Origin of the sequence: Acetivibrio ethanolgignens, from assembly GCF_001461035.1 — a bacterium.
In the GTDB taxonomy this organism is placed as follows: domain Bacteria; phylum Bacillota; class Clostridia; order Lachnospirales; family Lachnospiraceae; genus Velocimicrobium; species Velocimicrobium ethanolgignens.
The window spans coordinates 17,820-40,736 of the sequence record NZ_LNAM01000147.1 but is presented as its reverse complement, the minus strand read 5'-3'; the positions used below and the strand labels follow the sequence as shown (position 1 = coordinate 40,736).

The following is a 22,917-nucleotide window of genomic DNA, read 5'->3' as shown; positions in this document are numbered from 1 at the left end:
TCAGGGTGAAGTGAAGAAGCCTTTAGTTGGAATTGTGGGGAATATCCTGGTTATGGATGGCGGAATGTTCCCCGGCATCAAAAGGGATTATGTGAATCGAGATTATGTAAAAAGTATTGGATTGGCAGGAGGTGCAGCAGTAATACTTCCTGTGATGGATGAGGAGGAAATAGTCAGGACACAGTTAGAAGGGGTGGATGCCATCCTTCTCTCCGGTGGTTATGATTTGTACCCTCAGTCATACGGCGAAGAGCCTATGTGGGAGCAAGGCTTTATCTATCAGGAGGTAGATGATTATTATTTTAAGGTTATCAAAGCAGCAAGAGAGCTTGGGAAGCCGGTTTTTGGGATATGCAAGGGCATTCAGGCCATTAATGTCGCCTTTGGCGGCACCCTGTACCAGGATATTAAAAAGCAGGTTCCAGACAGCATAAAGCACAGCCAGTCAGCCCCAAGATATGCGGGAACCCATCAGGTAGAAATTTGCAAAGACAGTTTTTTAGGAGAATGCCTACCTGAAAAGCTACTGGTCAACAGCTACCATCATCAGGCAATCAAGGAGGTAGCAGAGGGATTTTCAGTGACTGCCAGATCCGTGGATGGAGTGATTGAAGGAATAGAGTCTTTAAAAGAGAGCTTTATCGCTGCAGTGCAGTGGCACCCTGAGATGATGGCAGCACAGGGAAACAAGGATATGATCCGGTTGCTCCAGAACTTTCTAAGAAAAATATAACAGATAGAAAGGATGTACGAGAGGATGAAAGAAAACAAAAGTAAAAAATTTGGTTTGTACAGCATTGTTTTGCTGGGAATTAATTCCATTATTGGTTCAGGGATCTTTTTACTGCCGGGAAAAGCCTATGCGTTAATGGGAACAAACAGCTTGGCGGTTTATCTGTTTATAACCCTGCTTGCAGGCTCTATGGCTCTTTGCTTTGCAGAGGCAGCCGGCTACTTTAAATCCAATGGTGCTGCCTACGTTTATGTAAAAGAGGCCTTTGGAAATCTTCCGGGCTTTGAAGTGGGAATTATGAAATACATGGTTCAGATTATAGCCTGGGCAACTATGGCCGTTGGTTTTGTTACGGCACTTTCAGCGGTTTGGCCTGCCGCCGGCAGTGGTACAGTAAAGGCAATTATTGTAACAGTGATTTTAGTAGGCCTTGGAACGGTTAATTACATCGGCGTGGATTTGACAAAATATATCAATAATATAGCGACCGTGGGCAAACTGATTCCACTGGTTTTATTCATCGCTGTGGGCATCTTCTTTATCAAAGGTGGGAATTATTCCCCGGTTATGGCAGAAGGAATCACGGTAGGAACCTTTTCTGAAACAGCAATTTTAGTATTTTATGCATTTACGGGATTTGAATCGATTGCGACTGCATCAGAGGATATGGAAAATCCAAAAAAAAATATACCACTGGCAATAGTTATTTCGATCTGTACAGTGTCCGTTGTCTACTTTTTAATCCAGTTTGTCAGCATAGGGATATTAGGAGGAGCACTGGGCGGAACAGAAACACCGGTTGTGGATGCTATGGCACACACATTCCTTGGTTCTGCAGGCGGAGCTATCGTTACGGCAGGCACTTTGGTTTCTATCGGCGGAATCAATATAGCACAGTCCTTTTATGCACCAAGAGGCTTGCTTGCATTAAGTGAAACCCATATGGTGCCTCACTTCATCTCGAAAAAAACACCATGGGGAACTCCGGTTGTGGCAATTATAGTAACAGTGGCGCTTGCCCTTCCAGTGGCTCTTTCAGGCAGCTTTACCACATTAGCTGCAATCAGTGTTATTTCAAGATTTACACAATACATACCAACCTGTCTTTCTATTTTAATTTTTCGAAAGCGTGGAATGGAAACTAACTTTAAGGTGCCATTTGGTCCGGTCATCCCGATTATATCAACTTTAGTCAGCCTCTGGCTGCTGTTCAATGCAGACAGAAAGAAGCTGTTAATCGGTTTAGGGGCAATGGTGGTTGGAATTCCGCTATATTATCTTATGGTCTGGTATAATAAAAAGAAAGGATATGAATTTACAAGCATAGATTAGTCGGTTTGAGGCCGGATAAAAGCTATTCCTGGGAATTGTTGGCTGCCCGGGAAAGGAAGATATAAAAAAATAATGATTGGAGAGTAAGAAGCTATGAAAAGGTTTGCAAGCAGTTTACCGTTTAAGTTACTTTTAGGAGTAATCATAGGTATTCTTTTAGGACAGGTGTTTAATCCTATGATTATGGGAATTGTGGTAACACTGAAGTATATCATGAATCAGGTTATTATGTTCTGTGTACCATTGATTATCATTGGATTTATTGCACCAAGTATTACAAGACTTGGCGGCAATGCTTCCAGAATGCTTGGTGTAGCAGTAAGTAGTGCCTATGTTTCTTCTGTAGGTGCAGCACTTTTTTCAATGGTGGCAGGTTTCTTAATGATTCCTCATCTGTCAATTGTATCTGAGGTTGAAGGCTTAAAGGAGCTTCCGGGAGTAGTATTCCAGCTGGATATTCCACAGATTATGCCGGTTATGAGTGCTCTGGCATTTTCACTGTTAGTAGGTCTGGCAGCTACCTGGACAAAGGCAACAACAATTACCGGTGTTCTGGAAGAGTTCCAGCAGATTGTACTTTCTATCGTAACAAAGATAGTTATTCCAATTCTTCCAATATTTATTGCATTGACCTTCTGCAGCTTGTCTTATGAAGGAACAATTACAAAGCAGTTACCAGTATTCCTGACAGTAATTGTTATTGTTATGATTGGTCATTATATTTGGCTGGCACTTTTATATGGTATTGGCGGTGCTTATTCCGGAAAAAACCCAATGGATGTTCTTAAGAACTATGGACCAGCCTATATTACAGCAGTAGGAACCATGTCCTCTGCAGCAACACTGGCAGTAGCTCTGCGTTGTGCAAAGAAGTCTGAGCCAACCTTAAGAGATGATATGGTAGACTTTGGTATTCCATTGTTTGCTAACATTCATCTGTGTGGATCCGTATTAACAGAGGTATTCTTTGTTATGACAGTATCCCAGATTCTTTACGGAACCTTACCAACCCTGCCAAATATGATTTTATTCTGTCTTTTGTTAGGTATTTTTGCTATTGGAGCTCCTGGTGTACCAGGTGGTACAGTTATGGCTTCTTTAGGCTTAATTACCGGAGTTCTTGGCTTTGACGAGACGGGAACAGCTCTGATGCTTACAATTTTTGCACTGCAGGATAGCTTTGGTACAGCCTGCAACGTAACAGGTGATGGTGCCTTAACTATGATTCTGACAGGATATGCAGAAAAGCATGGAATCAAGAAACAGAATTTAAAAGTGGATTTGTAAGGAATAACTTGAATCGCTGACAGAAATATGATATAATGGCGAAAATTGAATATGTAACAGTAAGGTGTCGGAACAATTAAGAATGATTGGTTCCGGTGAAAAGGGAAACAGGTGCAAATCCTGTGCGAACTCGTCACCGTAATTAAGGAGCAGAAGCCGAGATATCACTGGGAAACTGGGAAGATGGCTGATGTGATGATCTATAAGCCGGGAGACCTGCCTTATTGTTGTACAGAAACGATTGTTTCAGACCACGAGTAACTGGTTGTACGTTATATTTGCACAGTGTCAGTTTTCCTTTTGGAAGGATATGCACTGGGCAGATTTCTTTTGTGTACAAACCCTTTACCTGTATAGGAAAGGGTTTTTCTTTTTGTTGCGTTTTGTGGGAAAGCCATCGTTTTAAAGTAAAGCATATTTAATTTATAGAAAATAGCAGGCAACTGCAGAAATGAGGAAAATATGAAAGAACGATTTGCAAGGCTTCTGGCAGTAATCTTATGTGTATGCTGTCTGGGAGGCTGCCAAAGTACAGAGGCACAGAAGGAACAAAAAGAAAGTAATGCTGCAATTTTAGTAGTAAGCTTTGGAACAAGCTATAATGATAGCAGAGATGCTACAATTGGGGCGATTGAGAAGGCAATTACCGAAGAATTCCCGGAATATGAGGTAAGGAGAGCATTTACCAGCCAGATTATCATTGACAAGCTAAAGGAGCGTGATGGCCTGGAAATTGATAATGTAACAGAAGCACTGGACAGGGCTGCAAAAGATGGTGTGAAGGAATTAGTAGTACAACCTACACATTTAATGAATGGCTATGAATACAATGACCTGGTAAAGGAATTGACGGATTATCAGGATAAATTTGAAAAAATTATCCTAGGTGAGCCGCTTCTTACAAGTGATGCTGATTTTGATGGAGTAATCCAGGCAATTACGGAAAAAACAGCAGAATATGACGATGGAACGACAGCCATCTGCTTTATGGGACATGGAACAGAAGCAGAATCGAATGGTGTTTATGCAAAGCTTCAGGATAAACTAATAGAAAGTGGTTATGAAAACTATTATATTGGTACTGTAGAGGCAGAGCCTTCCCTGGATGACGTAGTTGTTGCTCTGGAGGAAAAGGGAGTCTACAAAAGGGTGATTCTTGAGCCTTTGATGGTAGTAGCAGGAGACCATGCGAACAATGATATGGCAGGAGAAGAAGAGGATTCCTGGAAGTCAGTTCTGGAAGGAGAGGGCTATACGGTTGAATGCATAATTGAAGGTCTGGGGCAGATTCCTGCAATCCAGAAGCTTTATGTAGACCATGTAAGGGCGGCAATCACAGAAGGAAACGGCTTTACCGGAGTAAAAAAGACAGTTTCAAAGGTAGATAGCATTGCAAATGGAAAATACTGCGTTGAGGTCGAATCAAGCTCTTCCATGTTTAAAGTTGTAAAAGCAGAGCTTTCCGTAACCGATGGAAATATGACAGCAGTACTTACCCTTAGCGGAAAGGGGTATAGTAAGCTTTACTTAGGAACAGCACAGCAGGCAGAAAGTTCACAAGATACAGACTGCATTCCTTATGAGGAGGATGCAGAGGGGGCTTATACCTATACAATACCAGTAGAGGCCATGGATATGCCGATAGATTGTGCAGCCTTCAGTAAAAAGAAGGAAGCCTGGTATGACAGGCAGCTTACCTTCCTTTCTGCAACTCTTTCGGAAGTCTCTTCTGAAGTGAAAGCCAAGGCTGGTACATATACAATTGATGTGACCTTGGAAGGGGGAAGCGGAAAGACAACGATTACTTCTCCGACAACAATTACGGTAACAGGAGATACAAAAGTTGCAACAATAGAATGGAGTAGCCCGAATTATGATTATATGCTGGTAGATGGAGAAAAATATCTGCCCGTTAACACAGAAGGAAATTCTGTATTTGAGATTCCTGTTTCCGCATTTGATGAGAAAATGGAAGTAATTGGAGACACAGTAGCCATGAGCAAGCCTCATGAAATCGAGTATACACTTACCTTTCACTCGGATACGATGAAGGCTGTAAAATAGAGGAAGATATAATGACAGGAAGAAAAAAGCTGATACTGTTATACTGTTTGCTTTTGCTGGGACTGCTGGGGCTAAGTGGCTGCGGCAGTCCTGCTTCTGGTTTTACCTCTGGTACAGAAGGAACGGAGCTTGTATATGAAGGAAGTATGGAGCTTAAGTTTGCAGAGAATTTTTCGGTAGATTATTATGAGGGTGGTTATACCTTATTGACGATAAAGGATGGTAGAAAGTTATTTGTCGTGCCAAAGGGGAAAGATATTCCCCAAGGACTTGGAGAAGCAGTTGTTGTTTTGCAGCGTCCGATAAAAAATCTTTATCTGGTTGCATCTGCAGTTATGGATATGTTTTGTGAGTTGGATGCGATAGATACCATTACACTCTCTGGACAAAAGGAGAGTGGCTGGTATATTGAAGCGGCAAAAGAAGCTATGGAAAAGGGAACACTTTTGTATGCAGGGAAATATAATAAGCCGGATTATGAACTGATTGTTTCAAAAAATTGTTCTCTGGCTATTGAAAACATGATGGTATCTCATTCGCCGGAGGTGGTAGAGATGCTTGAGGAGTTTGGAATTCCGGTTATGATAGAGTATTCCAGTTATGAGTCTCATCCGTTGGGCAGGGTAGAGTGGATTAAGTTTTTTGGAGCCTTAGTGGGAAAGGAAGAAAGGGCAGAAAAGGTCTTTAACAGGCAGATGGAGATTTTAGAAGCAGTAACAGCGGATGAAAAAACGGATAAAACAGTTGCATTCTTTTTTATTACATCAAATGGACTGGTACAGGTGCGTCAAAGCTCTGATTATGTACCCAAAATGATAGAGCTTGCAGGGGGAAAATATGTTTTTGACAAGCTGGGTGATCCAGAGTCTAAAAGGTCTACGATAAATATGCAGATAGAAGAGTTTTATAGCGGTGCGAGGGATGTGGATTTTATTATTTACAATAGTTCGATAGACGGTGGTGTTGTCTCTATAGAGGAGCTTCTTGACAAATGTCCATCTTTAGAGGATTTTAAGGCGGTGCAGGAAGGAAATGTTTTCTGTACTTCCAATGATATGTACCAGCAGTCTATGTCGATTGGCTATTTAATTGAGGACATTCACAGGATGCTTCAGGGAAAAGGAGAAGAAGGTATGAGATATCTTTTCCGCCTGAAGCAGGAGGATTCATATGCAGTGGAATAAAAAGGTAAGATACATAGCGGCCTTTCTTTTCCTTGTATTAGGTGTGGTATTATTTTTTTCTTTGAATATTTGTATCGGAAGTGTGGAAATTCCTTTATCGGATATTGGAAAAAGTATTGCAGGGCAGAAAATGGATAAAACAATGGAAAGAATACTATGGGATATCCGGCTGCCAAGGGCATCAGCGGCTATGGTACTGGGAGGAGCTCTGGCACTTGCAGGGTATCTTTTACAAACCTTTTTTCATAATCCGATTGCAGGGCCTTTTGTTCTTGGTATTTCCTCCGGAGCAAAGATGATAGTGGCAGGGGTTATGGTATTTTTAATGGAAAGGGCAATTACAGTAAGCTCTGTAGTACTTATTATTGCTGCATTTCTGGGCTCTATGATATCTATGGGATTTGTACTTTTGATGTCCCGCAGGGTAAATAACATATCTATGCTGGTTGTTAGCGGAGTAATGATTGGTTATATTTGCTCGGCAATTACAGAGCTTGTAGTAACCTTTGCTAATGATGCAGATATTGTAAATCTGCATAACTGGTCTAGAGGAAGCTTTTCTGGTATGAACTGGGAGCATGTAACCGTTATGTCAGCTGTGACGATAGTTACTTTTATAGCTGTATTTTTGATGTCAAAGCCGTTAAGTGCATATCAGCTGGGCGAAGCATATGCGAAAAACATGGGAGTTGATATCCGGTTGCTTCGTGTTATGCTGGTTATTTTATCCAGTATCTTATCTGCCTGTATTGTGGCATATGCAGGGCCGATTTCCTTTGTAGGAATTGCGGCACCACATCTAGTAAAACATCTTTTAGGAACGACAAAGCCTATTTTAATGATACCAGCCTGCTTCCTGGGAGGAAGTGTATTTTGCCTGTTTTGTGATTTGCTTGCAAGAACCCTGTTTACACCTACAGAGCTGAGCATCAGCACGGTGACGGCAATTTTTGGAGCACCAGTAGTGTTGTGGATTATGGTAAACCGTAATAAGGAGAAGATAGACTAATGGAGTATTATTTTCAAACAGAGAAAATGAGTGTGGGCTATCATAAGAAGCCTTTGATTGAAAATATGGAAATCCGGCTGGAAAAAGGAGAAATTCTGACACTGATTGGGCCAAATGGTGTGGGTAAATCTACGGCCTTGAAAAGCATTGCAAGGCAGCTTGAACTTATCCATGGAGTTATTTATCTGGATGGACAAAGCTTAAATCAGCTTTCCGGTACGCAGCTGTCACAGAAAATGGCAATCCTGCTGACTGAAAAACTGCGTTCAGAAATGATGACCTGTGAAGAAGTGGTTGCTACTGGAAGGTATCCCTATACCGGTCAGCTGGGTATTTTGTCGGAGGCAGATTATCAGGTGGTGGAAGAGGCAATGGAGCTTGTTCATGTGACAGAGCTTAAGGAACAGGATTTTACATGCATCAGTGATGGTCAAAGGCAGAGGGTTATGCTTGCAAGAGCTATTTGTCAGGAGCCGGAAATTATTATTCTGGATGAACCGACCTCTTATCTGGATGTAAAGTATAAGCTGGAATTTTTATCTATTTTGCAGGAAATGAGGAGGAAAAAGGGGCTGACTGTCATTATGTCTCTCCATGAGCTGGAACTGGCAGAGAGAGTTTCTGATAAAATCCTCTGTATTAATGGGAACTACGTGGAACGCCTTGGCAGACCGGAGGAGATATTTCAGCCAGGCTATATTTCAAGGTTATTTTCTATAGAAACAGGCAGCTTTGATGAGGTTAATGGAAATATGGAGCTGGATGCAGCTAGGGGTGAGCCTTTTTTATTTGTAATAGCTGGCGGAGGCTGTGGAAGACAGATATACCATAGTCTGCAGCGGCAGGGACTTTCTTTTATGACAGGTATTATATTTGAAAATGACTTGGACTATCCGGTGGCAAAGGCTCTGGCAGCAGAGGTTATAAAGGCAAAGGCTTTTGAGCCAATCACGGATATTTTGATAGAGACAGCAAAGGAGCGAATGGACTCCTGTAAACGGGTCATTTGCTGTAAGGAGATATTTGGAACGCTGGAGGCTGCAAATAAGGAATTGCTTTCCTATGCGATACAGCAGGGAATGGAAATTGAGATGAAAAAATGATGGAAGGGTAGAAAATATATGGCAAAGGTTATTATGGTTCAGGGAACCATGTCCAATGCTGGCAAGAGCCTTTTGGTGGCAGGGCTGTGCAGGATTTTTAAGCAGGATGGATACCGTGTAGCACCCTTTAAGTCGCAGAATATGGCTCTCAACTCCTTTATTACAACGGAAGGACTTGAGATAGGAAGAGCACAGGCGATGCAGGCAGAGGCAGCGAAAATTGAACCAATGGTCTGCATGAATCCGATTCTTTTAAAGCCTACAAGCCACACCGGCTCCCAGGTCATCGTGAATGGAGAGGTGGTTGGCAGCATGAGTGCAAGGGATTATTTTGACTATAAAGGTACACTAATTCCTGAAATTAAGGCAGCCTTTTTAAGGCTGGAGGAGCTGGCAGATATTGTTGTAATAGAAGGAGCTGGGAGTCCGGCAGAAATTAATTTAAAACAGAATGATATTGTAAATATGGGACTGGCCGCAATGGTAGATGCCCCAGTGCTCTTAGTAGGCGATATTGACAGAGGCGGTGTCTTTGCACAGCTTTTAGGTACACTTGTGCTTCTGACTGAGAAGGAAAGAGAAAGGATAAAGGGGCTTATTATCAATAAATTCCGGGGAGACAAATCCATACTTGATCCGGGAATAGAAATGCTTTATGAGAAGGGAGGAGTTCCTGTGACAGGAGTTATACCTTACATGGAGCTGTCTCTGGAGGATGAGGATAGTCTGACAGGGCGGTTTGAGAAAAAGGGGACAGGGCTTATCGATATTGCGGTAATCCGATACCCGAGGATTTCTAATTTTACGGATTTTAATGTGTTTGAACAGATGCCGGAGGTATCGGTACGTTATGTGTCCTCAGTAGAGGAGCTTCGGCACCCGGATTTGATTTTTCTTCCAGGAAGTAAAAATACAATTGGTGATTTGAAATGGATGAGACAGAATGGTTTAGAGGCAGCAATAAAGCAACAGGCAGAAAAAACACCAGTGTTTGGTATCTGTGGCGGCTATCAGATGCTTGGAAGGCTGATAGCTGATCCGGAAAGGGTGGAGGAAGGAGGCAGTATCCGGGGGATGGAACTTTTGCCGCTTCAGACGGTATTAAAGAAGGAAAAAAAGCGGTGCCAGACAAAGGGTATGGTAAGTAGGCTGGAGGGTTTATTTAAGGAGCTTTCGGGCTTAGACTTTGAGGGCTATGAAATTCACATGGGACAGACCTTTTTTTGTGGGGAAAAGAAGGAGCCGGGAAATGTGGTATCTGATGGGAAAAATGTGTATGGTTCTTATATTCATGGTCTATTTGATCAGAAGGAGGCAACTGAAGCTATCATAAGGGCCCTGGCAGGGAAAAAGGGAATTGAAATAGAAAAGGAAGGGCTTATGGACTATCAGATCTATAAGGAAACACAGTATGATAAATTAGCAGATACACTAAGAGAGTATCTGAATATGGAGGAAATCTATGGAATGCTTAGGGAGGCCCGTTTGGAGCAGCTTTAGAAGAAAGGAACTTAATCAGCTGAGAATAGAGACACCAGATAGTAAGATAAGAAAAAGGGTGTTAAGGAACTGGGATCTGATTGCCAAGCCTATCGACGGAATGGGAAGCTTTGAAGCTTTAACAGCTCAAATCGGAGCAATTACAGGTACGGATAAAATTGATATTTCTAAAAAGGCTGTTATTATCATGTGTGCTGACAACGGGATTGTAGAAGAGGGTGTCAGTCAGTGTGGACAGGAGGTTACACTGGCAGTTGTCCAGGCAATGACAAAGAAGCAGTCCAGTGTAGGGAGAATGGCCGAAAAAATCAGAGCTGATACGATACCTGTTGATATTGGAATAAATCAAAAAAGCCCAATACCAGGGGTAGTGGATCGGAAAATAAGCTGCGGAACCAGAAATTTTAAGAAGGAAAAGGCTATGACAGAGACAGAGGCAATTCAGGCAGTTGCAGTAGGGATTGACATGGTGTTTAGCTGCAAGATGGCAGGCTACCAGATAGTAGCAGCAGGAGAGATGGGAATCGGGAATACCACTACAAGCAGTGCGGTAGCAGCAGCTCTTTTGCATTGTGAGGCAGAAAGGGTCACAGGCCGGGGAGCTGGACTAAGCGATGAAGGACTTTTTTGTAAACAGCAGATGATAAAAGAGGCAATAGAAAAATACGATTTGGAAAAGGCAGATGTGGTTGACATATTGACATCTGTTGGCGGGCTTGATATTGCAGGCCTTGCAGGGGTTTGTATCGGTGGAGCACTTTATCATGTGCCAGTAGTGCTGGATGGCGTAATCAGTATGGTGGCGGCTCTTCTGGCAGAACGGATGGTTCCTGGTACAAGGGCTTATCTTATCCCTTCTCATAAGGGAAAAGAGCCTGCAGTAGAAATGCTTATGAAGGAGCTTAAGCTGGAGCCGGTGATAGATGGAAAAATGGCTTTGGGAGAAGGGACAGGAGCTGTCATGATGCTTGCCCTGTTAGATATGGCACTGAGTGTTTACAATGACAGAACCACCTTTTCAGATATAGAGATAGAACAGTATAAGAGGCATTGAAAAATGATTACATTGATTATGGGAAAAAGCGGCAGTGGAAAATCTGCCTATGCAGAGGAATATACGGCTCAGCTTTCTCAAAAGAATAGAAAATATTACCTCGCGACAATGGAGGTTTTTGATGAGGAAGGGAGGATAAGGGCAGAAAGACATCGAAAGCAGAGAAGGGGTAAAGGTTTTGTTACCATAGAGCAGCCTGTAGATATCTACAGGGTAATGGACAAAATAGAGAATGTTAGGATGGAAACGGCCCTTTTAGAATGTATTTCCAATCTGACTGCCAATGAAATGTTTCATGGGGAAACCATGCTTCCTGGTCCGCTGGCAGCAGATAAGGTGGTAAACGAGGTCGAGAAGCTGGGATTAAGTCTTAGGCATCTTGTAATTGTCAGTAATAGTGCATTTGAAGCTGGGACAGAGTATGATGAGGCTACGATGGAATATATTCAGACTGTGGCAGATATCAATGAAAGACTTGCTGATTTAGCAGATCAGGTAATCGAGGTAGTGGAAGGAATTCCTAATGTTATAAAGGAGAGATAGCAATGCAGATAATAAAGGCTTTTTTTATTGCATTTTCCATATATTCTAAAATTCCTGTACCGCAGCTTGCATGGAAGGAAGAGGATATGAAATATGTACTCTGCTTTTTTCCCTGGGTCGGAGCTGTAATAGGTTTTTTGCTTTACCTGTGGGGAATGTTATGCGAAGGCTGTGGAATAGAGAGGCTTTGTTATACGCTGATTGGTGCAGTGATTCCATTGCTTCTGACAGGAGGCTTTCATGTAGATGGTTTTATGGATACTATGGATGCATTTCAGTCCTATCAGCCTAGAGAGAAAAAGCTGGAAATTTTAAAGGATTCTCATATTGGGGCCTTTGCGGTCATTATGCTGGCGGCCTACGGACTTATTTATCTGGGGGCTTTTTCGGAAATCCGGGATAGGGCTCTGCTAAAAATCGTGTGTGCAGGCTTTTGCTTATCCCGTTGTCTTAGTGGAATAGGAGTGATATCTTTTCCTTCCGCAAAAAGGGAGGGGCTTCTTTTTCTTTTTGCAGATAATGCCCACAAAAGGATTGTAAGAATAGCTTTATATGTGCAGACTGGTATAGTGATTGCCTTCATGCTACTTACGAATCCTTATGCGGGAGCCCTTATAGCAGCTTCGGCTCTGGCGGCCTTAGCTTATTACTATGTCCGCTGCAAAAGGGAACTTGGAGGAATTACCGGAGATACGGCAGGATATTTTGTAGTAATCAGCGAAGGCTGTATGCTGGCAGCAGCGGCAATCGTAGATATTTTAGGCTAAAGGAGGTCATGGGCAGCCTATGTGGAATCAGCCGGAAAATCAAATAAAGCTGGTATTTATCCGTCACGGAGCTACGGAGTCGAATAAGGAGCAACGCTATCTTGGAAGAGAGGATGAGCCCCTTAGCCGGGAAGGAAAAAAAGAGCTGTTAAGGCTTAAGGAAAAAGGCTGTTACCAACAGATAGATTATTTGTTTACAAGTCCCATGAAGCGGTGCCTGGAGTCTGCCAGGCTGCTTTATCCGGACAAAGAGGCTGTTATTATTCCAGAATGGAAAGAGATAGATTTCGGTGTCTTTGAAGGAAAGAATTACCGGGAGCTTAAGGGTGATATGCGGTATCAGACATGGCTTGAGAGTAATGGCACCCTTCCTTTTCCGGAGGGAGAGAGTCAGGAGGCTTTTAAACTGCGTTCTGGCTGTGGCTTTCAAAGAATGCTAAAGGAGCTATCTACGCTTACAAAAGAGAACCAGAATAGTTCAAAGACTGTAGGAATGGTAGTGCATGGTGGCACGATTATGGCTGTACTGAACAAGTATTGCGGCGGCCAGTATTTTGATTATCAGGTTTCTAATGGTGGCGGCTATACAGCTACACTGGCAGGCTGCTTAGAGGAGCCTGCTATTGTGGAACTAAGGAGAATGAGATTATGATTTATCATATGCAAGCTTTTTTTGCAGGCTTTCTTTTGGACCTGCTGCTGGGGGACCCGTACTGGCTTCCTCATCCGGTACGGGCGATAGGAGCCTTGATAGCGGGACTGGAAAAACGCCTGTTAGGCAGAACTTGCAGCAGAGATGAAAAAGGTGAACTAAAAAAAGGAGTTTTTCTTACAGCTGTAGTACTGGTGGCGAGTGTTACCTTAGCAGCACTAATTTTAGTAGGAGCCTATAAGCTTCATCCCTGTATGGGAGTTATAATAGAAGCAATAATGACCTATCAGCTGTTGGCTGTGAAATGTCTGCGGGTGGAAAGTATGAAGGTATATAAGGAGCTGAAGGAGGGAAATCTGGAAAAGGCAAGAAAGGCAGTTTCCATGATTGTAGGCAGGGATACCGCTGTTTTAAATGAAGAGGGAGTAGCAAAGGCAGCGATAGAAACTGTGGCAGAGAATACCTCGGATGGTGTAATTGCACCAATGCTGTATACAGCTCTTGGAGGGCCTGTGCTGGGCTTCTTTTATAAAGCAGTAAATACCATGGATTCTATGATTGGCTATAAAAATGACAAATATCTGTATTTTGGAAGAGCTGCTGCAAAATTGGATGATGCTGTAAATTTTATTCCTGCAAGGATAAGTGCATACTTTATGATTTTTGCAGCCTTTTGTGGTGGAAAGAGCTTTTCAGGAAGGAGAGCCTGTTATATATATAGAAGGGATAAAAGAAATCATGCCAGTCCTAATTCAGCACAGACAGAGGCAGTATGTGCCGGAGCTCTTGGAATACAGCTGGCTGGAGATGCCACTTATTTTGGCAAAATAGTAAGGAAGCCTTACATAGGAGACCGGATAAGAGGAGTGGAATATGAAGATATCTGGCGGACTAATCAGCTGATGTATATGACAGCATGGATGTGTGAGGTTTTGAGCCTTTTTTTGATGGCAGCCATATCTTTGATTTAAAGGAGGTAAGGGATGAAGGACATACATGGTGGTGATATTTACAGAAATCAGGTCAGCCTGGATTTTTCAGTCAATGTAAATCCTCTTGGAATGCCAGAAGCAGTAAGGACTAGTCTAAAGGAAGCCGTAGAACTTTGCAGCAGCTACCCTGATATCCAGGCAGAGAAGCTAAAGAAAGTGGTCAGCAGGGCTTTGTCTGTACCGGAGGATTATCTGCTCTTTGGAAATGGAGCCTCTGAGCTTTTTATGGGGCTTGTTCATACAATTGCTCCGAGAAAAACGGTTATTCCTGTACCATCCTTTTATGGTTATGAGTATGCAGCAGAGGCAGTACCGGGAGAAATCCTGTATTATACGATGAAGAAGGAAAATGATTTTTTACCTGGGGAAGAGCTTTTTAAGCTTCTGACAGAGGAGGTAGATATTGTTTTCCTTGCCAATCCGAATAATCCGACGGGGAGGTTAATTGGCAAAGCATATTTGGAATGTCTTTTAAACCATTGTCAGGATAAGGGCATCTGGGTAGTGCTGGATGAATGCTTTATTGAATTTTGTGAAGAAAAGGCATCTGTACTGCCGGAGCTTGAGAAATATGACAGGCTTTTGCTTGTGCGGGCCTTTACTAAAATATATGGAATCCCCGGTGTGCGACTGGGATATCTGGTTTCTTGTAATCGACAGCTTTTAAAAAGGATAGAAAGACAGCTTCCAGAGTGGAATTTATCAACCTTTGCCCAGGCGGCAGGCTGTATCTGTGCAGAGCAGACAGTCTTTGTACAGGAAACAAAAGCCTATGTGAAAAAAGAAAGAAACTATCTGTCAGAAGGGCTGGAGCAGCTGGGACTTTTGGTATTTCCGGGAGCAGCTGATTTTATTCTTGTGTACAGTAAGGCTTTGCTATATGAGAAGCTTTTAGAGCGGGGAATACTGCTTCGGGACTGCCAAAATTTCAGAGGCCTGTCCAGTGGGTATTATAGGATTTCCGTAAGGAAGAGGGAGGATAATGACATTTTACTAAGGACGATAGGAGAAATACTTTGAAGATGATAGAGCACTTATTACCAGAGGAAATCGAAAAAAGAAGCTTTGAGATTATTTCACAGGAGCTTTCTTTTAGAGGCATAAGGCTTCCCAGGGAACAGGAGATGATTACGAAACGGGTGATACATACCAGTGCAGATTTTGATTATACGAGAACCCTTTGTTATTCTAAGGATGCTGTTGCTATTGCAAAGGAGTTGATAGGAAAAGGAGCCGGCATTGTGACGGATACGAATATGGCTCTTGCTGGGATTAATAAAAGACTCCTGGCGGGCTTTGGTGGAGAGGCCCATTGTTTTATGGCACAAGAAAGAGTGGCAGCTCTGGCAAAAGAAAGGGGAACAACCCGGGCAGCTGTCAGCATGGAGATGGCCGCAGAGCTTACAGGACCGGTTATTTTTGCAATTGGCAATGCTCCTACCGCTTTGTTACAGCTATATGAGATGATACAGAAGGGAAGCTGGAGACCAGCATTTATTATTGGAGTTCCGGTGGGCTTTGTCAATGTAGAGGCGGCGAAGGAGCTGATTATGGAAACCGATATTCCTTACATTGTAAATCGTGGAAGGAAGGGCGGCAGTAATGTGGCAGCAGCTATCTGTAATGCCCTTTTATATGAGATGGAAAGGAAGTAGAAAATGCGCTATGGCTTTACTACAGGGAGCTGTGCGGCTGCAGCTGCAAAGGCAGCCGCTTACATGCTTCTGACAGGAAAACAAAAGACGGAAATTACAATAGAGACGCCGAAAGGGCTTTTGTACACGGCTGGGCTTGAGGACATTACCCGCAGCGAGAGTGAGGTTAGCTGTGCAGTAAAAAAGGACGGTGGTGATGACCCGGATATTACAACAGGGGCTTTAATTTATGCAAGGGTTTCTTTTGAAAAAGAGATTGGCCAGGAAATCTATATTGATGGCGGAGTCGGTGTAGGACGGGTTACAAAGCCTGGTCTTGACCAGCCGGTGGGGAGTGCGGCCATCAATCATGTGCCAAGGGAAATGATAAAAAAAGAGGTCTTAGAGGTATGTGAGCTTGCAGATTACAGAGGATGCCTAAGGGTTGAAATATCTGTGCCAGAGGGTGGGCAACTGGCGGCACAGACTTTTAATCCAAGGCTTGGAATTGTCGGCGGGATATCTATTCTGGGAACCAGTGGGATTGTAGAGCCTATGAGCAATCAGGCGATTTTGGATACCATTCGGGTAGAATTAAAGCAGAGAAGGGCAGAAGGCTTTGATTATGTAGCAGTTTCTCCGGGAAATTATGGTCTTGATTTTATGAAAAGAACCTATGGTTATGATTTGGATAAAAGCGTGAAGTGCAGTAACTTTATTGGAGCTACCATAGATATGGCAGTGGAACTGGGCTTTCAGAGGCTGCTCCTCACAGGACATATTGGAAAGCTAATTAAGCTGGCCGGTGGGATTATGAATACCCATTCTAGGGAGAGTGATTGCAGAATGGAGCTGCTGGCAGCCTTTGCCATGAAAGCGGGGGTAAATCCTGCCTGCAGCCGAGAGATTTTTTTTTGTGTAACTACAGAGGAAGCAGTCAGGCTTTTAGAGAAAGAGGGAAAACGCAGGAAGGTTATGGATTACGCTATGGAGCGTATCTGTTATTATCTGGACAGACGGGCTTTGGGAAAGCTTAAGATAGACTGCATTATGTATGCAAATGAGTTTGGCGAATTAGCAAAAAGCAAGGAGGCAGAAAAATGGTTTATTTTGTTGGAGCAGGAACAGGGGCAGCAGATTTAATAACAGTTCGTGGAATGCGTCTGCTTTGCCAGGCAGATGTAATTATTTATGCCGGTTCCCTGGTAAACCCGGAGCTTTTGGATTACGCAGGGGCAGAATGTAAAATTTATAACAGTGCCAGCCTGGTGCTTGAGGAAATAATTGCAATTATGGAGCAGGCAGATAAAGAGGGAAAAATGGTCATTCGTCTTCATACAGGAGACCCGAGTATCTATGGGGCTGTGCGGGAGCAGATGGATGAGCTGGAGAAGAGGGGGATTTCCTACGAAAGCTGTCCGGGGGTCAGTGCCTGCTTTGGGGCAGCTTCCTCTTTAAATCTGGAGTATACTCTGCCGGGAGTTTCCCAGACACTCATTATTACAAGAATGGCAGGAAGAACCAGTGTACCGCCAAAGGAAAGCATTGAAAGTCTTGCGCTACACCAGGCATCTATGGCGATTTATTTAAGTACAGGAATGCTTGAGGAATTAAGCAAAAAATTAATTTTAGGGGGATATCCTAAAGAAACACCGGCAGCGATTATCTATAAGGCAACCTGGCCGGAGGAAAAGGCTTTTGTAGGTACGATAGAAGATTTAGCCAGAACAGCCAAAAAGCATGGGATTACAAAGACCGCTCTGATATTGGTAGGAGAGGCTGTTGCTCATCGGAACTATAAAAAATCAAGGCTGTATGCGGCTGATTTTTCAACAGAATTCAGAAGGGCAAGGGAAGACGTAAAATGAGTTTAACTGTGATTAGCTTTACGGAAAAAGGAATCACTCTTTCGGAAAAGCTAAAAGAGATCTGGGAGGACGAGGATATTTCGCTGTTTACAAAATGCAGAGCTAGTCTGGAGAAAAAAACTGACTGTTCCGTTTGCTTTGTAGATCCAGAACTTGAAAGCTTTGTAAGGGGGCAGATGGAAGAAAAAAACGGGTTGCTTTTTATTGGAGCCTGTGGGATTGCGGTCAGAGCGATAGCACCAGTTATTAGGAACAAGCTATGCGATAGTCCGGTGCTTGTGATGGATGAGAAAGGAAGCTATGTCATTCCCATTCTGTCAGGACATATGGGAGGAGCTAATGAGCTGGCTGAACGGATTTCACAAAAAACAGGTGCAGTGCCAGTAATTACAACGGCTACAGATATCAATAAAAAGTTTGCAGTAGATTTGTTCGCAAAAAAGAATGGCTTGTATATTGTGAATAGAGAAGGAATTGCGAGGGTATCTGCAAAGGTACTTGCCGGAGAACAAATTACCATGTCTATAGAGACGGGACATAGAAGGACAGAGGAAAAAATACCGGGGGAGATAAGGATTTTAGAGTATCCACCCCGGCAGCCTGTGGATGTTGTGATAACAGCAGAAGAGAGGTCCTTTGCTGCAGTTCTTTTACTAAAGCCGAGGGAATATGTGATAGGAATGGGCTGTAGAAAGGGAAAGGAAGCAGATAAAATAGAAACTTTGATTTTTCAAACAATGGATAAGCTGGGGATTTCTGTCTGTCAGCTTCTGGCTCTGGCTTCTATTGAGCAAAAGAAAGAGGAGAAGGGATTCCTTGACTGGAGCAGAAAAAACAACATACCCTTTCTTACTTATTCTTCGCAGGAGCTTATGGAGCTTACCGGAGACTTTCATTCCTCTGCCTTTGTAAAGAAAAAAGTAGGTGTTGACAATGTATGTGAGCGTGCGGCATTGAAGGCCTGTGAGCCTTTAGGAAGGCTTATATATGAAAAGTATGCACAGGATGGAATGACGATAGCAGCGGCCAGAAGAGAATGGAGAATTAAATTTGATGAGAAATAGGATTTATATCATAGGAATGGGACCGGGAAGAGAAGACATGATGACAGGGGAAGCCATAGAGGCTTTAGAGCAGTCAGCAGTGATTGTTGGTTATACGGTGTATATTAAGCTGTTAGGAGAACGGTTCGTAGAAAAAGAACTGTTCTCTACACCGATGCGGCAGGAGGAGGGACGATGTCGGCTTTGCTTTGAAGAAGCTGCCAAGGGAAAGCAGGTCGCTTTGATATGCAGTGGTGATGCAGGAATCTATGGACTGGCATCCCTGATGTATGAAATAGGGAAGGATTACCCGGAGACGGAGCTTATTGTGATTCCGGGGATTACAGCAGCAAGCAGTGGTGCAGCAATCTTAGGAGCACCCTTAAATCATGATTTTTGTGTGATTAGCCTGAGTGACCTTTTAACACCCTGGGAAACCATTGAAAAAAGGCTGAAGGCAGCGGCAGAAGGAGATTTTTCCATTGCCATTTATAATCCATCCAGTCATAAAAGAAAGGATTATTTGAAAAGGGCCTGTGATATCCTGCTTCGTAAAATAGAGAAGGAAAGGCCATGTGGCTATGTGGAAAATATAGGAAGAGAAGGAACAAAGGCTGTGACCTGTACTCTGGAGGAGCTGAGTAAGGCTGAGGTAAATATGTTTACAACTGTATTTATAGGCAATTCCGGCTCGGAAATCATAAATGGAAGGCTGATTACAAAGCGAGGTTATCAAATTGAAGGAAATACTAATATTTGCAGGAACTACAGAGGGAAGAAGACTATCTGAGTGCCTGGGGGCATCCGGGATAGGACACACAGTATGTGTAGCAACAGAATACGGAGAAATTGTTCTAAAGGAGCATCCGCTGGTAAGAGTGCACAGTGGCAGAATGAATCAGGAGGAGATTCGGGAATTTATTGAGAAACAAAGGTTTGCAGTAGTAGTAGACGCTACCCACCCCTATGCAGATAGAATTACAGAAAACATAAAAGGGGCAGTGAAGGAGCTGGAGGTCCTCTATATCCGTCTCAAGAGAGAAAATGGAGTCGAAGCGGGCTATGGAAAAATTCGCTGCTTTGAAAGCCATAAGGCCTGTGCAGAGGCACTGGAGGCGGTAGAGGGGAATATTTTACTAACAATTGGAAGTAAGGAACTGCCAGCCTATTGCATATCAGAAACATTAAAACAAAGGCTTTATGTAAGGATTTTGCCTGGAATGGAGAGTCTGGAAGCTTGTAGGGAGCAGGGAGTTAAAGGAAGGCAGATTCTTGCCCTGCAGGGACCCTTTACAATGCAGATGAATGAAGCTATGCTTTATCAGTATCAGATAAAATGTCTGGTAACTAAGGCAAGCGGCAGAGCCGGAGGCTACTACGAAAAAATAGAAGCGGCAAGGAGAGTGGGAATTCCAGTCTATGTGATAGGACATTTCCAGAAGGATGAGGGCTATTCCTTTGGAGAGATTTGTCATATTCTGGAGGAGATTTGTGGAAAAAGGCTTGACCGGCCAGATAAGCTGGAAATCATACTGGCTGGAGTGGGAATGGGGGACCAGAACACTCTGACAAAGGGAGTGTGCCAGACAATAGAAAATGCAGATATTTTATTGGGTGCCAGACGGCTGCTTGTTCCATATCAGCCAAGACTTGAAAAAAAGCCCTATTATAAAGCGGAGCAGATTATCCCGTATTTAAAGGAAAAACAGAAGGAATTTACATTGGAAACCGGAAGGGTAGTTGTTCTTTTTTCTGGAGATAGTGGATTCTATAGCGGCTGCCAGTCTCTGCACCAGGCATTGCAGGCTGAAATTGATACAGGGGATTTAGAAGCTTCTATCCGTATTCTACCAGGAATTTCCTCAGTTGCATATCTGGCAGCCTGTATTGGTGAAAGCTATCAGGATGCTTCTATATACAGTATACATGGAAAAAAACTGCCTAATTTGGTCCGTAAAATTAAAAGAGAAAAGAAAAGCTTTATATTATTGTCTGGTACAGAGGATATAAACAGGCTTGGAAAGCAATTGCTGGAAGCAGGGATGAACGAGTGCGAAATTCTGGTGGGCTATCAGCTGTCTTATCCAGAGCAGCAGATAAAAGTATTGACGCCAAAGGAATGCTGTGAGATAAAAGAAGAAGGTCTTTATATTTGCTGTATTAAAAATCCGAATGCAGAATCCGGCATGGCAACTCATGGAATAAAGGATGCAGAGCTTATTCGGGATAAGGTTCCGATGACTAAGGAAGAGGTACGGGAGGTTAGTATCTGTAAGCTGCAGCTTCATAAGGAGGCTATTGTATATGACATTGGAAGTGGTACAGGCTCTATTGCCGTTGAGATAGCAGGTCTCTCTGACGAGATACAGGTATATGCGATTGAACAGAAAAAAGAAGCGGTTACACTAATCGAAAAGAATAGGAAGAAGCTTCTGCTTGAAAATATATCAGTGGTTGCCACCATGGCACCGGAAGGCTTTTTGAGGCTTCCGGCTCCAACCCATGCCTTTATTGGAGGGAGCAGCGGCAGACTAAAGGAAATATTATCAGCTCTATATCAGGTCAATCCGAATATGCGTGTAGTTATTAATGCAGTCAGTATGGAAACAATTTGTGAAATCAGGGAAATATTGGAATTGTATTCCATCAAAGAGGAAGAGCTTGTACAAATACAGGTCAGCAGGACAAGGAAGGCAGGGCAACATCATCTTTTACAGGCAGAAAATCCTGTCTGGATATGTGCCTTTACTTTTATGTCAGAAATGGGGGAAAAATGAAGCTAAAACGAGTTATGCTCGCTGCGCCAAAAAGCGGAAGCGGAAAAACAACAATTACCTGTGCTCTGCTTTGGGCATTGAAGGATACAGGACAACGGGTAGCTGCCTATAAATGCGGGCCAGACTATATTGACCCTATGTTTCACAAAAAAGTAATTGACATTCCATCCAAAAATCTGGATACTTTTTTTACAGGAAGGGAAACAACAAAGGCTCTTTTTCTAAAAAACAGAACAGAGGAAGATTTTGCTGTTTTGGAAGGAGCTATGGGACTTTTTGATGGTCTTGGCGGTATCCGGGAGGAAGGCTCATCCTATGACCTGGCAAAGCTAACCAGAACGCCGATTATTCTGGTGGTAGATGCAAAAGGGATGGGGCGTTCCATACTCCCCCTGCTTGCCGGATTTCTAAGCTATGATAAGGAGAAACTTATCAAGGGAGTTATATTAAATCGGATGTCAAAGTCATATTATGAAATTATAAAGCCTCTGATAGAAGAGGAGCTAAAGCTTTGTGTAGCAGGATATTTCCCGGACTGTAAAAAAAGAACTATCGAAAGCAGACATCTGGGGCTTTTGCTGCCGGATGAGCTGGAGGATATCAAGGAACAGCTTAAGGAAGCTGCAAAGGAGCTTCAAAGAACAGTTTCATTGAAAGAGATTATCCGAATTGCTGAAGAGTCGGAGGAGCTGGAGTACAAAGATACAGGCATAAGTAGAGAAAAAGCTTTCAACCAGAAATGCCCGGTCATCGGAGTAGCCAAAGATGAGGCCTTTTGCTTTTACTATGAAGAAAATCTCTTAATGCTTGAGGAAAATGGAGCAAAAATAAAATATTTTTCTCCCCTTCATGACAAAAAATTACCAGACGGGTTAAGGGGTATTTTGTTGGGAGGCGGCTATCCGGAGCTGTATGCACAACAGCTTAGTGAGAATACAGAGCTTTTAATAGAAATAAAGGCTGCAATAGCAGGAGGTATGCCAGTTGTGGCAGAATGTGGTGGTTTTATGTATCTGCATTCTACTATTATAGATAATAAGGATGGCAGATATGCTCTGGCAGGCGTGCTTCCTGGCTCCTGTCAGAATACAGGGAGACTGGTACGCTTTGGATATATTGAATTAGAGGAAAAAAAGAGTCATTTTTTACCGGAGGGTGAACGGATACGAGGACATGAATTTCATTATTTTGATAGTACAGATAATGGAAACGACTGCCTGGCAATAAAGCCTGCTACGCAAAAAAATTATGCCTGCGTGTTCTCCGGCGAAACTTACTGGCTTGGCTTTCCTCACCTTTATTATCCCTCAAATCCGGCCTTTGCCAGAAGCTTCGTAGAAAAAGCCATAAATTATGAAAGAAAGGATAAATAGGG

Annotated in this window: 20 protein-coding genes, 1 pseudogene and 1 riboswitch; all 21 genes and pseudogenes read left to right on the top strand. The window is 43.0% G+C overall.

The window, feature by feature from the left end:
• The first annotated feature begins 10 nt into the window (after positions 1-10).
• The 21 genes and pseudogenes from ASU35_RS07640 (at position 11) to ASU35_RS07540 (ending at position 22,915) form a co-directional block, all read left to right on the top strand.
• Positions 11-733: a gamma-glutamyl-gamma-aminobutyrate hydrolase family protein gene (locus ASU35_RS07640; protein ID WP_058352434.1), complete on the top strand. Its 723-nt coding sequence runs from the start codon at positions 11-13 to the stop codon at positions 731-733.
• Between the two features lie 24 nt (positions 734-757).
• On the top strand, positions 758-2,065 hold the full coding sequence (locus ASU35_RS07635; protein WP_058352433.1) for an APC family permease: 1,308 nt from the start codon (positions 758-760) through the stop codon (positions 2,063-2,065).
• A 93-nt stretch (positions 2,066-2,158) separates the two neighbouring features.
• Positions 2,159-3,352 (top strand): dicarboxylate/amino acid:cation symporter, encoded by a 1,194-nt coding sequence (locus tag ASU35_RS07630; protein ID WP_058352432.1) that lies wholly within the window; start codon positions 2,159-2,161, stop codon positions 3,350-3,352.
• A gap of 45 nt (positions 3,353-3,397) precedes the next feature.
• Positions 3,398-3,590: riboswitch (cobalamin riboswitch) on the top strand.
• A gap of 224 nt (positions 3,591-3,814) precedes the next feature.
• Positions 3,815-4,687 (top strand): annotated as a pseudogene (locus tag ASU35_RS20915) (sirohydrochlorin cobaltochelatase); the annotation flags it as partial.
• A gap of 740 nt (positions 4,688-5,427) precedes the next feature.
• Positions 5,428-6,600 (top strand): ABC transporter substrate-binding protein, encoded by a 1,173-nt coding sequence (locus ASU35_RS07620; protein WP_058352431.1) that lies wholly within the window; start codon positions 5,428-5,430, stop codon positions 6,598-6,600.
• Positions 6,587-7,609, top strand: a complete 1,023-nt coding sequence (locus ASU35_RS07615) for a FecCD family ABC transporter permease (RefSeq protein ID WP_058352430.1) — start codon at positions 6,587-6,589, stop codon at positions 7,607-7,609. The genes ASU35_RS07620 and ASU35_RS07615 overlap by 14 nt, the downstream gene beginning before the upstream one ends.
• Positions 7,609-8,712: an ABC transporter ATP-binding protein gene (locus ASU35_RS07610; RefSeq protein ID WP_058352429.1), complete on the top strand. Its 1,104-nt coding sequence runs from the start codon at positions 7,609-7,611 to the stop codon at positions 8,710-8,712. Before ASU35_RS07615 ends, ASU35_RS07610 begins: the two co-directional genes overlap by 1 nt.
• Positions 8,713-8,730: 18 nt before the next feature.
• Positions 8,731-10,212 (top strand): cobyric acid synthase, encoded by a 1,482-nt coding sequence (locus tag ASU35_RS07605; protein ID WP_058352428.1) that lies wholly within the window; start codon positions 8,731-8,733, stop codon positions 10,210-10,212.
• The gene (cobT, locus tag ASU35_RS07600) at positions 10,175-11,266 is read left to right on the top strand and encodes a nicotinate-nucleotide--dimethylbenzimidazole phosphoribosyltransferase (protein WP_058352427.1); all 1,092 of its coding nucleotides are present in this window, start codon (positions 10,175-10,177) and stop codon (positions 11,264-11,266) included. The genes ASU35_RS07605 and cobT overlap by 38 nt, the downstream gene beginning before the upstream one ends.
• Before the next feature lie 3 nt (positions 11,267-11,269).
• Complete coding sequence (locus ASU35_RS07595) at positions 11,270-11,809, top strand: bifunctional adenosylcobinamide kinase/adenosylcobinamide-phosphate guanylyltransferase (protein ID WP_058352426.1); 540 nt, start codon at positions 11,270-11,272, stop codon at positions 11,807-11,809.
• 2 nt (positions 11,810-11,811) lie between these two features.
• Complete coding sequence (locus ASU35_RS07590) at positions 11,812-12,576, top strand: adenosylcobinamide-GDP ribazoletransferase (RefSeq protein WP_058352425.1); 765 nt, start codon at positions 11,812-11,814, stop codon at positions 12,574-12,576.
• A gap of 19 nt (positions 12,577-12,595) precedes the next feature.
• A complete protein-coding gene (locus ASU35_RS07585; RefSeq protein WP_058352424.1) occupies positions 12,596-13,228 on the top strand; it encodes a histidine phosphatase family protein in 633 nt (210 codons plus the stop codon).
• Positions 13,225-14,199, top strand: coding sequence for an adenosylcobinamide-phosphate synthase CbiB (gene cbiB / locus ASU35_RS07580; RefSeq protein ID WP_058352423.1), 975 nt, complete (start codon positions 13,225-13,227; stop codon positions 14,197-14,199). Before ASU35_RS07585 ends, cbiB begins: the two co-directional genes overlap by 4 nt.
• A 12-nt stretch (positions 14,200-14,211) precedes the next feature.
• Complete coding sequence (locus ASU35_RS07575) at positions 14,212-15,240, top strand: pyridoxal phosphate-dependent aminotransferase (RefSeq protein WP_058352422.1); 1,029 nt, start codon at positions 14,212-14,214, stop codon at positions 15,238-15,240.
• Positions 15,241-15,242: 2 nt separating this feature from the next.
• Positions 15,243-15,875, top strand: a complete 633-nt coding sequence (locus ASU35_RS19205) for a precorrin-8X methylmutase (RefSeq protein WP_058352440.1) — start codon at positions 15,243-15,245, stop codon at positions 15,873-15,875.
• Positions 15,876-15,878: 3 nt separating this feature from the next.
• Positions 15,879-16,997 carry a cobalt-precorrin-5B (C(1))-methyltransferase CbiD gene (gene cbiD / locus ASU35_RS19200; RefSeq protein WP_058352421.1) on the top strand — a complete coding sequence of 373 codons (1,119 nt, stop codon included), beginning with the start codon at positions 15,879-15,881 and terminating at the stop codon, positions 16,995-16,997.
• A complete protein-coding gene (cobM, locus tag ASU35_RS07560; RefSeq protein ID WP_058352420.1) occupies positions 16,955-17,722 on the top strand; it encodes a precorrin-4 C(11)-methyltransferase in 768 nt (255 codons plus the stop codon). Before cbiD ends, cobM begins: the two co-directional genes overlap by 43 nt.
• On the top strand, positions 17,719-18,786 hold the full coding sequence (locus ASU35_RS07555) for a cobalt-precorrin 5A hydrolase (RefSeq protein WP_058352419.1): 1,068 nt from the start codon (positions 17,719-17,721) through the stop codon (positions 18,784-18,786). The genes cobM and ASU35_RS07555 overlap by 4 nt, the downstream gene beginning before the upstream one ends.
• On the top strand, positions 18,776-19,555 hold the full coding sequence (gene cobJ, locus ASU35_RS07550) for a precorrin-3B C(17)-methyltransferase (protein ID WP_058352418.1): 780 nt from the start codon (positions 18,776-18,778) through the stop codon (positions 19,553-19,555). The genes ASU35_RS07555 and cobJ overlap by 11 nt, the downstream gene beginning before the upstream one ends.
• A complete protein-coding gene (gene cobK, locus ASU35_RS07545; protein WP_058352417.1) occupies positions 19,503-21,542 on the top strand; it encodes a precorrin-6A reductase in 2,040 nt (679 codons plus the stop codon). Before cobJ ends, cobK begins: the two co-directional genes overlap by 53 nt.
• Entirely contained in the window at positions 21,539-22,915 is a 1,377-nt protein-coding gene (locus tag ASU35_RS07540; RefSeq protein WP_058352416.1) for a cobyrinic acid a,c-diamide synthase CobB, read from the top strand. The genes cobK and ASU35_RS07540 overlap by 4 nt, the downstream gene beginning before the upstream one ends.
• Positions 22,916-22,917: the final 2 nt, after the last annotated feature.

What these genes read in the sequence shown, in the direction of transcription:
- ASU35_RS07635 (WP_058352433.1), top strand. Translation starts at nt 758, where the DNA reads ATGAAAGAAAACAAAAGTAAAAAATTTGGTTTGTACAGCATTGTTTTG.
- ASU35_RS07630 (WP_058352432.1), top strand. Translation starts at nt 2,159, where the DNA reads ATGAAAAGGTTTGCAAGCAGTTTACCGTTTAAGTTACTTTTAGGAGTA.
- ASU35_RS07620 (WP_058352431.1), top strand. Translation starts at nt 5,428, where the DNA reads ATGACAGGAAGAAAAAAGCTGATACTGTTATACTGTTTGCTTTTGCTG.
- ASU35_RS07615 (WP_058352430.1), top strand. Translation starts at nt 6,587, where the DNA reads ATGCAGTGGAATAAAAAGGTAAGATACATAGCGGCCTTTCTTTTCCTT.
- ASU35_RS07610 (WP_058352429.1), top strand. Translation starts at nt 7,609, where the DNA reads ATGGAGTATTATTTTCAAACAGAGAAAATGAGTGTGGGCTATCATAAG.
- ASU35_RS07605 (WP_058352428.1), top strand. Translation starts at nt 8,731, where the DNA reads ATGGCAAAGGTTATTATGGTTCAGGGAACCATGTCCAATGCTGGCAAG.
- cobT (WP_058352427.1), top strand. Translation starts at nt 10,175, where the DNA reads ATGGAATGCTTAGGGAGGCCCGTTTGGAGCAGCTTTAGAAGAAAGGAA.
- ASU35_RS07595 (WP_058352426.1), top strand. Translation starts at nt 11,270, where the DNA reads ATGATTACATTGATTATGGGAAAAAGCGGCAGTGGAAAATCTGCCTAT.
- ASU35_RS07590 (WP_058352425.1), top strand. Translation starts at nt 11,812, where the DNA reads ATGCAGATAATAAAGGCTTTTTTTATTGCATTTTCCATATATTCTAAA.
- ASU35_RS07585 (WP_058352424.1), top strand. Translation starts at nt 12,596, where the DNA reads ATGTGGAATCAGCCGGAAAATCAAATAAAGCTGGTATTTATCCGTCAC.
- cbiB (WP_058352423.1), top strand. Translation starts at nt 13,225, where the DNA reads ATGATTTATCATATGCAAGCTTTTTTTGCAGGCTTTCTTTTGGACCTG.
- ASU35_RS07575 (WP_058352422.1), top strand. Translation starts at nt 14,212, where the DNA reads ATGAAGGACATACATGGTGGTGATATTTACAGAAATCAGGTCAGCCTG.
- ASU35_RS19205 (WP_058352440.1), top strand. Translation starts at nt 15,243, where the DNA reads ATGATAGAGCACTTATTACCAGAGGAAATCGAAAAAAGAAGCTTTGAG.
- cbiD (WP_058352421.1), top strand. Translation starts at nt 15,879, where the DNA reads ATGCGCTATGGCTTTACTACAGGGAGCTGTGCGGCTGCAGCTGCAAAG.
- cobM (WP_058352420.1), top strand. Translation starts at nt 16,955, where the DNA reads ATGGTTTATTTTGTTGGAGCAGGAACAGGGGCAGCAGATTTAATAACA.
- ASU35_RS07555 (WP_058352419.1), top strand. Translation starts at nt 17,719, where the DNA reads ATGAGTTTAACTGTGATTAGCTTTACGGAAAAAGGAATCACTCTTTCG.
- cobJ (WP_058352418.1), top strand. Translation starts at nt 18,776, where the DNA reads ATGAGAAATAGGATTTATATCATAGGAATGGGACCGGGAAGAGAAGAC.
- ASU35_RS07540 (WP_058352416.1), top strand. Translation starts at nt 21,539, where the DNA reads ATGAAGCTAAAACGAGTTATGCTCGCTGCGCCAAAAAGCGGAAGCGGA.